This is a genomic window from Mycobacteriales bacterium, assembly GCA_030697205.1.
In the GTDB taxonomy this organism is placed as follows: Bacteria; Actinomycetota; Actinomycetes; order Mycobacteriales; family SCTD01; genus JAUYQP01.
This window is the reverse complement of record JAUYQP010000049.1, coordinates 22654-37089: the sequence shown is the minus strand read 5'-3', so window position 1 is coordinate 37089 and position 14436 is coordinate 22654. Positions and strand designations below refer to the sequence as shown.

The window sequence follows — 14436 nt, the reverse complement described above, 5'->3', positions numbered from 1 at the left end:
GCGGTGGCGGCTGCTAGTCGTCGCCGCGGAGGATGGCGAGCACGCGCAGGATCTCGATGTAGAGCCAGACCAGCGTGACCATCAGGCCGAAGGCCGCGAACCAGCCGTACTTCTCCGGCAGGCCGTTCTGCGCGCCCTTCTGGATGAAGTCGAAGTCGAGCACGAGGTTGAGCGACGCGAGGCCGATCGCGAAGACGCCGACGGCGAGACCGAGGCCGCCGCCGCGGATGCCCGCTCCGTCGCTGAACAGCGTGAAGACGAAGTTGGCCAGGATCAGCACCAGGAAACCGCCGGTGGCCATGATGACCATCTTCTGGAACTGCGGCGTCACGCGGATCTTGCCGCTCTTGTAGAGGAAGAGCATGGTCAGCGCGGTGCCGACGGTGCCCGAGACGGCCTGGACGACGATCCCCGGGAAGCTCGACTCGAACAGCTTGCTGATGCCGCCGAGGAAGACGCCCTCGACCGCGGCGTAGGTGACGATCACCGCGGGGTTCATCACCTGCTTGAAGGTGATGACGAGGCCGAGGACGAGGCCGACGATCGCGGCAGGGATCGCAAGGCCCTCGAGCCCGAGGTACCAGGTCAGCCCGCCAGCGACCATCGCGGTCACGAGCAGGATCGCCGTGCGGACGATGACGTCCTCGACGGTCATGCGACCGGTCTGCAGCCCTCCGGCGACGGTGCCCTGGAAGGACTGCTCGAGGGGGTCGCCGGTAGCCCAGCCGGGCGCGGACGCCTGGGGGCGCTCGTTGAAGCCGACCGTGCGAGAGCCGGCGAAGGCCTCGCTGCGGTTCAGCGCGGGGTTGCTGCTGGTGCTGCGCACGTCCACTCCTCCGTGAGAGTGCGAGCAGGGTGCCCGCCTCGCTGATCACAACGATAGAGCGAGCAGATCTGTGCCCGCTGCATCCGTGATGTGTCGCTGTGGTGACTGGCGTACCCCCGGTGGGGTTCGAACCCACACTGTCAGCGGTTTAAGCGCCGTGTCTCTGCCGGTTGGACTACGGGGGCCAACCGCTCAAAGGTAGGTCTTGCGCGCGAACAGCGCGTGCGCGCCGGCGACACGGTCGAGGAAGAGCAGTCCGTCGAGGTGGTCGAGCTCGTGCTGGAACGCCCGCGCCTCGAACGCGTCCGCCTCGTAGGTCCGGCGCTCGCCCGTCCCGGGCACCAGGCCGGTCACGGTGATGCTCGTCGCACGGGCCACGTCGCCCGTCAGATCGGGCACCGACAGGCAGCCTTCGCGGCGTACCTCCTTGCCCTCGCTCGCGAGGACCTCGGGCTGGCAGAGCACCACCAGGCCCGCGCAGGTGCGAACCCGCCGCGCGCCGGTGACGTCGAGGACGAAGAGCCGGACCGCGTGGCCGACCTGCGGCGCCGCGATGCCGACGCACCCGGGGCTGGCGCGCATCATCGCGACCATCGCGTCGGCGAGCACGACGAGCGCCGGGTCGGTCGGGTCGGCGTCGGCCATGGTCCCGGACAGGACCGGGTCGGGGGCGACGCGGGTGACGAGCTCCACCTAGAGGACGTCCTCGTCGACCGGCTCGACGTGCAGCGTCACGCCGAGGTCGCGACCGACCTGCTCCAGCGCGGCCGTGACGGGCGCCGCGTCGACGAGGTCGACCTCGACCGTCATCACGTAGAGGTCCCCGACGAGCCGGCAGGTGAGGTCGGTGATGTTGCCGTCGTACGACGCAAGAGCACGTGCCACCGTCGCGACGAGGCCGGGACGGTCGGCGCCGTGCAGGGTGACGCGGTAGGGCGCCCCCGTCGCCGGCGCCGCCGCGTCGTCGGTCACGTCCCAGACGGAGACGTGCAGCCCGGTGCCTGCCTGCTCGAGCGCCTGCTCGACCTCCGCGGCCGTGCGCTCGACGCTCGCCACCATCGTCATCGCGAAGTGGCCGCGCAGCCGGGTCATGCTCGCGTCCTCGAGGTTGGCACCCAGACCGGCGAGGGCCTCGGCCAGCGCCGCCACCTCCCCGGGCGCGTCCGGACCGACAGCGGTGACGGCGTAGGAGCTCATGTGCCGATCGTCGCAGGTCGAGATCCGGACACCAGGACTGTGACCTGCTGTTTCATGCTGCTTTCGGGCACTGGTATCCCTGCGCACATGAGTCACTTCCGCCACACTGGGCAGGTGACCGAGGGGGTGCGGGCTGCGCGCGTGACGTATCGCGAGGTGCTGCGCGTCCGCGAGTTCCGCGCCATCTTCTTCGCCCAGATGCTGAGCACAGTGGGGGATCAGGTCAGTCGCGTGGCCGTCTCGTTGCTCGTCTTCGAGCGCTCGGGTTCTGCCTTCGCCGCCTCCGCCACCTTTGCGTGCTCCTACTTCACCTGGCTGCTCGGCGGACCACTTCTCGCAACGGCCGCGGATCGATACCCGCGCGTCGAAGTCATGGTCGTCAGCGATGTCCTTCGGGCCCTGCTGGTTGCCGGCATCGCGCTTGACGGCGTCCCACTACCAGTTGTCTTCACACTGCTGATTCTCATAGGTGTGCTTGCCCCGCCGTTCGACGCGTCGCGTAGTTCCCTGCTCCCCGAAATTCTCGCTGGCGACAGGTACGTCGTGGGGAACGCACTGATGAACGCTGGCTATCAAGCGGGTCAGGTCTCGGGCTTCCTCGCTGGCGGCGGGCTGGTCGCGTTGGTCGGCTACCAGAGCGCACTGCTCCTTGACGCCTCCTCCTTCCTGTTGTCTGCAGGGCTCCTCCTGATGATGGTGCGCTCGCGTCCGCCGGCACAGGCGAAGAATGACCGGACAGGTGTCCTGCAGGAGACTTGGGTGGGCATCTCAGCGGTGCGGAAGGCACCCGACCTCAGGCGGCTGCTTGCGTTTGGGGTGCTTGCGATGGCCATCGTCATACCGAGCGAGGGCTTGGCCGTGAGTCTCGCAGCCGAGCTAGGCGACGGACCGTCCGCCGTAGGAGCTATGACTGCCGCCGTCCCAGCGGGCTTTCTCCTCGGGAGCGCCCTCGTCGTGCGCCTTCGGGCAGAGGTGCGACTGTCCCTGCTGCCCTACCTGATCGCACTTTCCGCCACACCCCTCCTCGCGGCACCTCTCATGGACAGCTCGAGCGCCCTGACTGCGTTGTTCGTTGTCGCAGGTACTGGCAGCGCAATCCAACTCATCGTTAACGCGGAGTACGTATTGCGGACGCCGCCCGAGTTGCGCGGGCGGGCCTACGGCGTTGCGGGAACCCTGCTGATGGCTACGCAGGGAGTCGTCCTCTTGGCCGCTGGCGCTGCAGCCGAAGTGTGGTCGCCCCGGACTGTCATCGCCACGACTGGCCTGCTCGGCATCGCCGCGCTACCACTGGTCCGTCGGCTTGGCCCTGTCGGTGCCGAACTGGCCACTCAAGGGAACTGATGATCATGCCGAAGCCGCAAGGGATGACTGGGGGCAGTTCGGGCGCGGGGCTCGGCCGCAGGGCGGCCGCGTCCATCTACGTGCTGAGCACGTTGCTCGCTGTCGCCGGGGCTGCCACCACCGCCTGGGCGATGCCGCGAATGTCGTTGAACTCCGCCGTAGAAGTGCCCTGGTTCCTGCTGTTCCCGGCCCTGCTGGCCGCATCGCACCTGAGCATCGACTTCGAGTACCGAGGCCAGGCTCGAAGCGTCGCCTTCTCGCAGCTTCCGTTGGCCCTGGGCGCGGTGTTCAGCTCGCCGCAAACATTGATGATCACGTGGCTCAGCGCCGTGCTCGTCGACTCGGTGGTGTTGCGTCGACAGACCGCCATCAAGACCGCGTTCAACTTCGGGCTCGCCTTCGCGGAGGCGGGAGTGGCCCTGCTCGCTATCGGCTCGCTTCGTCCGGACGGCCCGGACATCCGGTTGTGGCTCGCCCTGCTCCTCGGGTTCCTCGTAGCCGAGGCCATCTCGCAGTTGAGCTTGGCCGCCGTCATGCGGCTGGCCGGGGTGCCGATGAGCCTGGATCGCCTCATGGAACCGGTCACGATCGCTACTGGCTCGACGCTCGTCTTCACCTGTTTGTCCGTCGTCGCGGTCGCAGCGGTATGGACGGAGCCACTGGTGGCCTTCGTGATCGTGGTTTTGGTGATGACCGCGTCCCTGGGGTACCGCGCGCACCGACGGCTGATCGTCCAAGAGAAGTCGACCCACGAGCTGTATGAGTTCGTGAAGGACCTTGGTCCGGTCGATCTGTCGTTGGACGGACTGACAGATGTACTCGAGCGCGTACGCACGCTGCTTCACACCACCACACTCGATCTTGCGCTTGTTACGGAGTCCGGAAGCTGGCGCCACCTGACCGTGGCCGAGGATGCCCACGCGCACCTCGTCGAGCTGGATCGACTCGCCGATCTGACGGCTGAGATCGGCGGCGCGCGGCTACGGGAGCGTGACAGCGGCGTTAGTGATCGCATGTCGACGCCACTGCTTGGCTCGCAGGGTGTCATCGGCATCTTGAGCGCGATCGAGCGTGCCGGCGACGTCCGCGATTTCGATATGGGCGACCTGCGGTTGCTCGAGACAATTGCGAACCAGCTCGCGACCGCCATCGAGCGAGGCAAGCTGCTTACCGATCTCGAGCGGGCGGCGACTACAGACCCGCTCACCTCGCTGCCGAACCTGACCGAGATCTCACGGCGCATCGATGCGCAACTGGCCGCGCACGACGGTGTACTGGTGGCCGCGATGGCTGTGGACAGCTTTCGCGAGGTGAACGACACGCTCGGGCACCAGGTCGGCGACGACCTACTGTCAGAAGTGACGCGTCGTCTTCACGTGGCAGTCCCCGAGGCCCAGATCGGCCGCATCGGCGGCGGACGGTTCGCTGTCAGCGTTCCCGCCTCGCACTACAGCGGCGACCCCGAACTGCTTGGTCTGGCGTTGCGAGCTCAGATCGAGGGCGGTGCCCAGCTCGGGGCCGTGGGTACGCACGTGCGACTGTCCGTAGGTTGCGTGAGCGGGCCCGAGCACGGCACTGAGGCCGAGAGCCTCATCCGACGCGCAGAGACGGCCATGTACAGCGCGCGGCACGCGCATGGGGGACCGGTCCTTTGGGAGCCGGCCTACGAGGTCCAAGGGCAACGACGCCTGGCCGTCGTCATGGCGCTCCGTGAAGCTCTTGCCAGTGGAGCGATCGGCGTGGCGTTCCAGCCGAAGGTGAACACACTTACCGGCGACGTAACCGGTGTCGAGGCCTTGGCCCGCTGGACCCACCCCGCTCTGGGCGCGATCACCCCGGACGAGTTCATTCCCCTGGCAGAGGCCTCAGGGCTGATGGGGCCCCTGACAACAACCATCCTTCGTCAGGCACTCACCGCGGCGAAGGGGTGGCATCGACGAGCGGGCCACGTCGGCGTTGCTGTCAATGTCAGCGCCGAGACAGTGCTCGACCAGTCCTTCGTCACCGAGGTAGCTGCGCTGCTCACCTCCACGTCGACGGCTCCGGGGATGCTCACGCTCGAACTCACCGAGGGGGTCGTCGTCGACGACCCAGCACTCGCAGCCCAACGTATGCAGGAGCTTCGCAACCTCGGGGTCAAGCTGTCGGTCGACGACTTCGGAACCGGCTACTCGTCGCTGACCTACCTCAAGGGCCTACCCGTCGACGAGGTCAAGATCGACAAAGGCTTTGTCCGCAACCTCGTGGACGATCCCGCAGACCGGGCGGTCGTTCGCGCTGTGGTGGACATCGCGCACACGTTGGGCATGAGGGTCGTTGCCGAGGGCGTCGAGCAGGAGGACCAGCAGCACATCCTGCGGGTCCTCGGCGTTGACGAACTGCAGGGCTACTACTTCGCCCGCCCCATGGCAGCCATCGACATGGCCGGCTGGCTGCGCAAGCGCGAGGCGCGCGCCCAGCTGTAGCCCAAAAACGATCCAGGGGTTGGGACCGGGTGTAGCACCACCCAGTCCCAACCCCTGGAGAGGTTGGGTTTGCCTACGATCCGCTTAGAGCCACTTTCCGCCGCGCATTCGATCCACCTCCAACAGGCCCTCACCGGACTGAGCCATCCGGCGTAACGAGGGCAACCGTACGGGGCTACAAACAACTAGGCCAAGTGCCAGTTTCGGGCAAAACGGACAGAAGCACCCAGGTGCACCACAAAATTCACCCTTTCAGCCCTCAAGCGTGGGCCGTTAGATGCCGATGACCGGGTCATCGGGGCGGCGTCTAGCCCGCAGCGGACCCTCCGAACGGCCTAGTGCGGCTCGCTCAGCTCCAGCGCGCGGGTGAAGACGGCGTCCAGCATGGGCTCGGTGAGCCGTCCCGTGAAGGTGTTTTGCTGGCTCACGTGGTAGCAGCCGAGCACGTGCAGGCCGCCCGGTAGCTCCACCTCAGCGCCGTGCCCGAACTTCGGGATCCGCGCCGGCACCTCGACTCCAGCCGCGGCCAGCGACCCGAAGAGCGCGGCCCAGCCGAAGCCGCCTAGCACCACGAAGGCCCGGGTCGTCGGCAGCAGGAAGCCCAACTCACGGACCAGCCACGGCGCGCACGCGTCGCGCTCCTGCGGGGTCGGCTTGTTGGCCGGCGGAGCGCAGCGCACCGGCAGCGTGATCCGCACGCCGTGCAACTCCTGCCCGTCGTCCGCGCTGACGCTCGTCGGCAGCGACGCCAGCCCCGCCCGATGCAGTGCCGCATAGAGCCAGTCGCCGCTGCGGTCGCCCGTGAAGATGCGGCCAGTGCGGTTGCCGCCGTGCGCCGCCGGCGCGAGACCCATCACGACGATCCGCGGCCGGGGATCGCCCCAGCCCGTGACCGGGCGTCCCCAGTAGTCCTGGTCTGCGAACGACGCCCGCTTCGTCACCGCCACGTCCTCGCGCCACGTAACCAGGCGCGAGCAGGCGCGGCACACCGACGATCGCGCATCGACGTGAGACAGCGACGGGGCATTGCCAGCCAGGCGTACGACGTCCTCCGCCGAGTGGGCGACCGGTGTGGTGGGGGTGGCATGGTCGGTCGGCAAGCCGGAACCGGGAGGCATCACCACGCGGGCATCGTCGCACCCGGGCCCGAGCGGCACCGCTCCTGTGTCTAACCGCCCTCGTACTGGCTGCGCGCTTCCCGCACCAGCACCCGCGTCGACACCCCCGTCGTCGTCGCCGTCCCCCGCACCTGCAACACCTGCGGACTGCCCTCGATCACATAACTGCCCTCCCACGTGACCACGACGTACGCCTGCTCCGACCCCGGCCCCGCGTAGTCATGCACCAGATCCGCGGTCTCCGGCCGCGGCGCCACCGACCGCCGCGCCACCTGCCCGTCCCCGAAGTGGAAGACGAACTCCACCGGCCGCGCCGTGATCACCACCCGCCGCCCCAGGATCGACCGCGTGAACTCGTACTCCCGCGCATCCGTCCAGAACCTCGTCGGGAACCCCACCAGCGTCTCCCCCTCGGGGTCGACGACCACGCTCCCCCGGAAGATGTCGTAGCTCGAGAATTCCCGCTGCACGATCCCCGCGATCGCCACCCGCGGATCCACCACCGGATCGGACGGCCCGATGCACCGAAAGCCCGACACCCGCCGCCACGCATTCGGATCAGGAGCCGTCCCGACCTCGATCACCTGGCGCCACACCCAAAACGCGATCTCACCCTCGACCGCGCACAACGTCAGGGCGCCCGTGCACAACGTCCCGCTGTCCGACCAGGTGTTGCCCGCGCACGTCGGCGCCAGCCTCTCTACCGTCACCCGTACCGGCGGGCTGTCGGCCACACCGGGGAGCGCGACCGACGCTCCGTCACCCGCTGCCGGCTCAGACGGCGGGTCCGCCTTCTGCCCGATCCCGTTGAAGACGTCATCAACCGCGTCCACGCAGGCGGCCGACTTCTCTGGGCACGGAGCTGCCTGACTAACCGACATGCCTATGGCGCCGACAATCACGACGACAGCCGCAACGATGGGACGGCACCTCATGTCACCCTCGGCCCGTTCGCCGGAAGCCCAACACGACCCAGCCCTCGCCCGTTCGCCCCAGCAGCACCTGCCCGATCTCTGCAGTGACAGCTGGCTCCGACCGAATGACAGCACCGCGCGAGTCGTACTCCTTGAAGGCAGACACATCCCAGCCGACTTCGACCAACGCCTTCCCATCCTCAGGTGGCGCTGACTCCGCGAAGAGCACCTTGTAGCGAAGGTCAGGAGTCGTCTTAGCCTCGGCCTTTGCCTTGGCGATGACACGAATGAAGTTTTGGCACGTGTCGCAGCCGGTGTCGCTGCTCTGGATCAACGCGGTGGCGTCGTTGGTCTGCAGCGCCGCGGTGAGCAGGCCAAACCAGTGCTTGGTGAAGGCGCTGGCACCGAACGCGTCGGGGGCGTTGATGCCCGTGGGCGTCGGGGCTGGGGTAGGGCTCGGCGTCGGCGAGGACGTGAGCGGCGGGAGGGTCGCCGGGGGCACGGGGTCGGAGGAGCAACCGGCGAGCAGCACCGCGACAGCACCGAGCGCGACGAGCCCCCTCATGGCGAGGAGGGTATCCGGACAGAACGGTCACGTCGCCCGAGGTTGTGGACAGCCCTACCGGCCCCAGGGGTGCACTCGATCGAGATCTTCGGTCCTCGATCGAGCGCAGACCGCTGGCGCGATGTGGCCACCTCCCGACGATGGCGCAGAGCGGCAGCGGCAGGGACCGGTGCGATGGCGCCCGCGATCCCCGCGTGTCGGGCCGTTCTACGGGGCGCTAGTGCCCTGGCGGCCGTAGCGGTCCTCGAGGCGGACCACGTCGTGCAGCTGCGTCGTCGACGCCTCGAGCATCACCGTGTCCACGACGGCCGTCACGCGGTGCCGGACCCCCGGCAGCAGGTGGATCGACTCACCCGGCTCGAGCTCGAACTCCTCGAGCGCGTCCTCGTGGAGACCGACCTCCACTCGCAGCCGCCCGGACTGCACGGAGATCGTCTCCTCCTTCTCCACGTGGTACTGCAGCGACAGCGAGTGCCCCTGCGTCACGTGGATCGCCTTGCCGCAGAACTTGCCGTCGACGAGCGCGAAGACCTCCTCGTGCCCCCACGGCTTGTCCACGCGCCGCACGGCGCTCACCCAGTCAGCCTTGGCCATGTCCGCTCCTCACCGCCGAGAAGGCGATCCCGTCGAGGATGTCCGACTCGGACACCACCAGCTCCGTCAGGCCCAGCTCGGTGACGACGGCGGCGAGCACGAGCGCGCCCGCACCGATGACGTCGACCCGACCGGGATGCATGTAGGGCAGCGCGGCGCGGGCGGCGCGCGGCATCGCGAGCAGCTCGTCGCAGGCGGCCAGGAAGGTCGCGGCATCGAACCGCGCCAGGTGCGTGCGAGAGGCGTCGTACGACGACAAACCCAGCGCGTGAGCCGCCACCGTCGTGGCGCTGCCCGCCAGGAAGACCGAGGTCGCCGCCTTCTCCACGGGCACCGTCTGGCGCGCCAGGTCGAGAGCGACGAGCACGTCGGCGCGGGCGGCCGCGATCTCCGACAGGGTCGGCGGGTCGGTCAGCAGGTGGCGCTCGGTGAGCCGCACGCAGCCGACGTCGACCGAGCGCCCGGCCTCGACCGCGTCACTGCCGACGACGAGCTCGGTCGACCCGCCACCGATGTCGACGACGAGGAAGGGACCGGTCGCCGGGTCGAGGCCGCGGGTCGCGCCGTCGAAGGACAGCGCCGCCTCCTCGTCACCGCTGACGACCTCCGGCTCGACGCCGAGCGCGGCCCGCACGACGGCGACGAAGTCCTCGCGGTTGCGCGCGTCGCGGGTCGCGCTCGTGGCCACCATCCGGGTCCGCTGCACCCCGAGGTCGGCGCAGGTGACGGCGTAGTCGCGCAGCGCGAGGCGGGTGCGCTCGAGGGCCTCCGGCGCGAGCGACCCCGTGCGGTCGACGCCCTGGCCCAGTCGCACGACGCGCATCTCGCGGTGCACGTCGGTCTTGGTGGCGCCCGTGACATCGGCGACGAGCAGCCGCAGCGAGTTGGTGCCGCAGTCGACCGCGGCGACCCTCACTGTGCCTGTCACGGGGTCGTGGGCGGGGCGACGCACGGGCCCGCCGCGGCCCAGTCGCCGAGCAGCTCGAGCGCCTCGTCGCCGAACGGGTTGACCCCCGGCCCGGCGGCGAGCGAGTGCGCGACGAGCACGTGCAGGCACTTCACGCGGGTCGGCATACCGCCCTGCGCGGGCACGTCGCGCAGGACGCCGATCTCGTCGCGGCGCGCGATGTAGTCGTCGCTCGCCGCCTGGTAGCGGGCCTGCAGCTCCGGGTCCTCGGCGAGCCGGGCCGTCATCTCGCGCATCAGCCCGTCGGACTCCAGGCGCCCGATCATCGAGGCGAGCCGCGGGCAGGTCAGGTAGTAGAGCGTCGGGAAGGGCGTGCCGTCCTCGAGCCGGGGCGCGGTCTCGACGACGTCGGGCAGGCCGCAGCCGCAGCGGTGCGCGACGCCGCGCATCGCCCGCGGGGTGCGTCCGAGCTGCGCCTCGACGACCTCACGGTCGCCCGGGTCGACCGTCACCGCTCGTCCGCCGCCTGCACGGTCGCGTAGAGCTGGGAGTACCACGGCGCGGTCTCCGGCGCGACGACCACCGGGGCCGGAGCCGGCGTCGTGGAGCTCGCCGTGGAGGGCGCCGGCTTCGGGACGATGAGCTGGAAGGTCGTCTCGCCCGGCATCACGAAGTGCAGCTTCTCGCGGGCCTGCGCCTTGACGTAGGCCGGGTCGTTGAGCCGCTTCTGGGTCGCCTCGAGCTCCGCGACCCGGGCCCGCGCCTGCGCGTTGGCCTGCTCGGCCGCGGCGACCTCGGCGCGCTGCGCGAGGTACTCGCGCAGCGGCAGCGCCGCGGACACGAGCAAGCCGCAGACGACCAGCCCGAGGAAGGCCGCGCGGGTCGTCAGCGCACGCGGACCGCGCGCGACGGGAGTGACCGGCGTACGACGTGAGGTGGCCGGTGTGCGGGCCGTCGCCCGGGCGCGGGTCGCCGGGCGGCGTCCCGTCCCCGGGCGGCGGGAGGCGGCCATCAGCCGGTGGTGAACCGCGGGAAGGCAGCGGCGCCGGCGTAGCGGGCGGCCTCGTCGAGCTCCTCCTCGATGCGGAGCAGCTGGTTGTACTTCGCGACCCGCTCGGACCGCGCCGGGGCGCCGGTCTTGATCTGGCCGCAGTCGGTCGCGACGGCGAGGTCGGCGATCGTGGTGTCCTCGGTCTCGCCGGAGCGGTGGCTCATCATGCAGCGGTAGCCGCTGCGGTGCGCGAGCTGCACGGCGTCGAGGGTCTCGGTCAGCGTGCCGATCTGGTTGACCTTCACCAGCAGCGCGTTGGCGGTGCCGCGGGCGATGCCGTCGGCGAGCCGCACCGGGTTGGTGACGAACAGGTCGTCGCCGACGAGCTGCACCTTGTCGCCGAGGGCCTGGGTGAGCGAGGCCCAGCCGTCCCAGTCGCTCTCGCCGAGCGGGTCCTCGATGGACACGATCGGGTAGTCGGCGACGAGCGAGGCGTAGTAGGCGGTCATCTCGTCGGCGGTCTTGTCGGCACCCTCGAAGCGGTAGCCGGCCTCGCCGTGGAACTCGGTCGCGGCGACGTCGAGCGCGAGCGCGATGTCGGTGCCGGGGGTGAGGCCGACCTGGGCGATGGCCTCGAGGATGAGGTCGAGGGCGTCGCGGTTGGCGGGGAGGTCGGGGGCGAAGCCGCCCTCGTCGCCGACCGAGGTGGTGAGGCCGCGGGCCTTCAGCACCGCCTTGAGCGCGTGGTAGACCTCCGCGCCCCAGCGCAGCGCCTCGGCGAAGGTCGGGGCGCCGATCGGCGCGATCATGAACTCCTGCACGTCGACGTTGGTGTCGGCGTGGGCGCCACCGTTGAGGATGTTGAGCATCGGGACCGGCAGCACGTGGGCGTTGGGCCCGCCGAGGTAGCGGAACAGCGGCAGGCCGGTCGACTCCGCGGCCGCGCGGGCGACGGCGAGCGAGACGCCGAGGGTCGCGTTGGCACCGAGCTTGGACTTGTCGGGAGTCCCGTCGAGGTCGATGAGCTCCTGGTCGATGATGCGCTGCTCGGTCGCCTCGAGGCCCAGCAGCTCCGGGCCGATCGTCTCGAGCACGGCCTCGACGGCCTTCTGCACGCCCTTGCCGAGGTAGCGGCCCTTGTCGCCGTCACGCAGCTCGACCGCTTCGTAGGCACCGGTGCTGGCGCCGCTCGGGACAGCGGCCCGGGAGATGGTCCCGTCGTCGAGGGCGACCTCGACCTCGACAGTGGGGTTGCCGCGCGAGTCGAGGATCTCGCGCGCGCCGACGGCCTCGATGGAGGGCACGGTGCACCTGCTTGCGCTCGGGGGAAGGACGACCCGAGCCTACCCAGCGGGAGGTCAGGCCCCGAGCAGCACACGCAGATGACGCGGCGGGGGCGAGCCGTGCGCCAGCACCTCGTCGAACTGCGTGCGCCCCGCGAGCAGCGGCACGAGCTCGGCGTAGCCCACGAAGTACGTCGAGAGCTGTGCGCTGGTGAGCAGGGCACGCCGCCACTTCCCGACGGCCTCGCCCTCCTCCTGGAAGCCTGCGCCGGTCATCAGCGCGAGAGCCTCGGCCTCGGTCATGCCGCCGGCGTGGACCCCGTGGTCGAGCAGCGCGTTGATGGTCATCCGCAGCTGCATCTTCAGCTGCTGCAGCCGCACCGGCAGGCCACCGTGGCCGGTCTCGACGAGCAGCCGCTCGGCGTGGACCGCCCATCCCTCGATGAACGACCCGCTGGCCAGCACCCGGCGTACGCGGGTCGAGGACCGGTGGGCCCGGGCGTGGGCGAGCTGCAGCACGTGGCCCGGCATCGCCTCGTGGACCGTGAGGTTGGTGATCATCGCGGTGTTGTACTCGCGGTAGAAGCTCGCGACCCGCTGGGTGTCCCAGTCCTGCGGGGTCGGCGCGATCGCGTAGTAGGTCGTGCCGCCCTCCTCGAGCGCACCGGGTGCGTCGCAGTAGGCGATCGCGACGCCGCGCCGGAACTCCGGCATGACCTGGATCTCGCAGGTGCTGTCGGGGATCGTGACGAAGCCGGCGCGCTGCACGGCCTCGGTGGTCTCGGCCAGGGTGCGGCGGGCGAGCTCGACGATCGAGTCGTCGTCAGGGGCGTCGAGGGCGACGCGGCCCAGCGCCTCGCGGACGCCGTCGGGCCCGGGCGTACCGGTCCAGTCGCGAGCCAGCCGCTCGAGCTCCTCGGTGGTCGCCGCGAGGTGCTCGCGGGCCGCTGCGACGACGTCGTCGGCGGAGAGGTCCGCGTCGAGGACGAGGTGGAGCTTGGCGGCGAAGCGGTCGCGGCCGAGCCGCGGGTCACCCTCGGCCGGCTGGTCGCCGAGCCAGTCGCGGTAGCCCTCGATCGCCGCGACGGCAGCGGCCTGCGCCGGCTCGACGATCGCGCGCAGTCCCGGCTCCTGGTCGAGCAGCCGGCCCACCTCGTCACGCACCAGCGCGGCCGCGCCCGCGGCCTGGCCGACCGCGGTCTCGACGTGGACCCGCGGCATGGCTTCGAGGGTCCGGGTCGCGAGCGCGAGCCGGTCGGGCACCTGCGCGAGCCGGGACGCCAGCGCCCGCAGCCGGTCCGCGGCGGGCGTGGTGTCGCGGGCGACGAGGGAGTAGATGGCCTCGCCCGGCAGCCAGACGAGGGGGTTCCAGGTGTGCTCGCGCAGCTCGTCGAGGCCGAAGAGCCGCCGGTCGAGGGCGTGGCGCAGCAGGTCGGCGTCGACCGCGTCGTCGACGTCGAGCACGTCGAGGTCGAGGCTGTCGAGCTCGTCGCGGCGGGCGGTGAGGACCTTCCGCTCCTGCGCGAGGCCGGCGGGCGACCAGTCGTCGAGGCGGTCGTCGTGGCGGTGGTCGCCGAGGCCGGTCGCCGACTCGGGGCGCAGCCGCAACAGGTCGTCGACGGTGGCCTCGGCCAGCTCGTGGAAGCTCATCGCCGCACCAGCCGGTCGCCGACGCGGACCACCGCGGTCGTGCGCGGCGTGACGTAGAAGCCGCGCGTCCCGTCATCGAGCACCACGAGGGCCTCCTTCACGTCGTCGCCGACCGGCCCCGGCACGATGCCGAGGGCGAAGCGGGAGAACTCCACGCACGGTGCGGCGACCATCGCGTCGCCGAGCTCCACCGCACCGTCGGCGGTCTCGAGCACGAGATCGCCGGCGAGGTCGTCGACGGTCAGGTCGCCGTCGGTGTCGAGCAGCACCGACTCCCCCGCGACACCGACGACGAGGTGCTCGCCGTAGCGGTCGGCCATCCGTGCGTAGTGGCTGCGCGGCAGCAGCGACAGGCCGTTGACGAGCTGCACGTTGCGGCTGTCGGGGTGGTCGGCGTGGTGCACGTCGAGCACCCACTCGCCATCGATGAGCCCGCGGCAGCCACGCGGCCCGACCTCGAGCGCCTCGACCTCGCACAGCGGCGCCGGGTCGTAGACGCGGGTGGTCGCGGGTCCGGGCTTGAGCCGCGACCGCTGGACCTGCAGGCGCCCCACGACACCGATGACCGTCACCCGGCCATCC

General features: G+C 70.4%; 15 protein-coding genes and 1 tRNA gene. 2 read left to right on the top strand and 14 right to left on the bottom strand.

Annotated features, from left to right (window positions below; all coding sequences use genetic code 11):
• Nucleotides 1–13: 13 nt before the first annotated feature.
• The 4 genes from Q8R60_16110 to Q8R60_16095 all read right to left on the bottom strand — a co-directional run bounded on the left by Q8R60_16110 (nucleotide 14) and on the right by Q8R60_16095 (nucleotide 2023).
• Nucleotides 14–826 carry a Bax inhibitor-1/YccA family protein gene (locus Q8R60_16110; GenBank protein ID MDP3714000.1) on the bottom strand — a complete coding sequence of 271 codons (813 nt, stop codon included), beginning with the start codon at nucleotides 824–826 and terminating at the stop codon, nucleotides 14–16.
• A 111-nt stretch (nucleotides 827–937) separates the two neighbouring features.
• Nucleotides 938–1011, bottom strand: a tRNA-Leu gene (locus tag Q8R60_16105).
• Between the two features lie 7 nt (nucleotides 1012–1018).
• A complete protein-coding gene (gene def / locus Q8R60_16100; GenBank protein MDP3713999.1) occupies nucleotides 1019–1519 on the bottom strand; it encodes a peptide deformylase in 501 nt (166 codons plus the stop codon).
• A complete protein-coding gene (locus Q8R60_16095) occupies nucleotides 1520–2023 on the bottom strand; it encodes an ACT domain-containing protein (protein MDP3713998.1) in 504 nt (167 codons plus the stop codon).
• A gap of 114 nt (nucleotides 2024–2137) precedes the next feature.
• Between Q8R60_16095 and Q8R60_16090 the strand changes: the two genes are divergently transcribed.
• Both Q8R60_16090 and Q8R60_16085 read left to right on the top strand, forming a co-directional pair.
• Nucleotides 2138–3367: an MFS transporter gene (locus Q8R60_16090; GenBank protein ID MDP3713997.1), complete on the top strand. Its 1230-nt coding sequence runs from the start codon at nucleotides 2138–2140 to the stop codon at nucleotides 3365–3367.
• Nucleotides 3367–5832, top strand: a complete 2466-nt coding sequence (locus tag Q8R60_16085; GenBank protein ID MDP3713996.1) for a GGDEF domain-containing protein — start codon at nucleotides 3367–3369, stop codon at nucleotides 5830–5832. The genes Q8R60_16090 and Q8R60_16085 overlap by 1 nt, the downstream gene beginning before the upstream one ends.
• A 335-nt stretch (nucleotides 5833–6167) precedes the next feature.
• On the opposite strand, the gene Q8R60_16080 is transcribed toward Q8R60_16085, so the two are convergent.
• The 10 genes from Q8R60_16080 to Q8R60_16035 all read right to left on the bottom strand — a co-directional run bounded on the left by Q8R60_16080 (nucleotide 6168) and on the right by Q8R60_16035 (nucleotide 14426).
• Nucleotides 6168–6950 (bottom strand): uracil-DNA glycosylase, encoded by a 783-nt coding sequence (locus Q8R60_16080; protein MDP3713995.1) that lies wholly within the window; start codon nucleotides 6948–6950, stop codon nucleotides 6168–6170.
• Between the two features lie 50 nt (nucleotides 6951–7000).
• Nucleotides 7001–7783, bottom strand: coding sequence for a hypothetical protein (locus Q8R60_16075; GenBank protein MDP3713994.1), 783 nt, complete (start codon nucleotides 7781–7783; stop codon nucleotides 7001–7003).
• A 103-nt stretch (nucleotides 7784–7886) separates the two neighbouring features.
• Nucleotides 7887–8429, bottom strand: a complete 543-nt coding sequence (locus Q8R60_16070) for a DUF6318 family protein (protein ID MDP3713993.1) — start codon at nucleotides 8427–8429, stop codon at nucleotides 7887–7889.
• A 207-nt stretch (nucleotides 8430–8636) separates the two neighbouring features.
• The gene (locus tag Q8R60_16065; protein MDP3713992.1) at nucleotides 8637–9023 is read right to left on the bottom strand and encodes a cupin domain-containing protein; all 387 of its coding nucleotides are present in this window, start codon (nucleotides 9021–9023) and stop codon (nucleotides 8637–8639) included.
• Nucleotides 9010–9951, bottom strand: a complete 942-nt coding sequence (locus Q8R60_16060) for a Ppx/GppA phosphatase family protein (GenBank protein MDP3713991.1) — start codon at nucleotides 9949–9951, stop codon at nucleotides 9010–9012. The genes Q8R60_16065 and Q8R60_16060 overlap by 14 nt, the downstream gene beginning before the upstream one ends.
• Entirely contained in the window at nucleotides 9948–10379 is a 432-nt protein-coding gene (locus tag Q8R60_16055; protein MDP3713990.1) for a DUF501 domain-containing protein, read from the bottom strand. The genes Q8R60_16060 and Q8R60_16055 overlap by 4 nt, the downstream gene beginning before the upstream one ends.
• A 59-nt stretch (nucleotides 10380–10438) precedes the next feature.
• Nucleotides 10439–10942: a septum formation initiator family protein gene (locus tag Q8R60_16050; protein MDP3713989.1), complete on the bottom strand. Its 504-nt coding sequence runs from the start codon at nucleotides 10940–10942 to the stop codon at nucleotides 10439–10441.
• Nucleotides 10942–12225 carry a phosphopyruvate hydratase gene (eno, locus tag Q8R60_16045; GenBank protein ID MDP3713988.1) on the bottom strand — a complete coding sequence of 428 codons (1284 nt, stop codon included), beginning with the start codon at nucleotides 12223–12225 and terminating at the stop codon, nucleotides 10942–10944. The genes Q8R60_16050 and eno overlap by 1 nt, the downstream gene beginning before the upstream one ends.
• A gap of 54 nt (nucleotides 12226–12279) precedes the next feature.
• On the bottom strand, nucleotides 12280–13854 hold the full coding sequence (locus Q8R60_16040; protein ID MDP3713987.1) for a DUF885 domain-containing protein: 1575 nt from the start codon (nucleotides 13852–13854) through the stop codon (nucleotides 12280–12282).
• A complete protein-coding gene (locus Q8R60_16035; GenBank protein ID MDP3713986.1) occupies nucleotides 13851–14426 on the bottom strand; it encodes a hypothetical protein in 576 nt (191 codons plus the stop codon). The genes Q8R60_16040 and Q8R60_16035 overlap by 4 nt, the downstream gene beginning before the upstream one ends.
• Nucleotides 14427–14436: the final 10 nt, after the last annotated feature.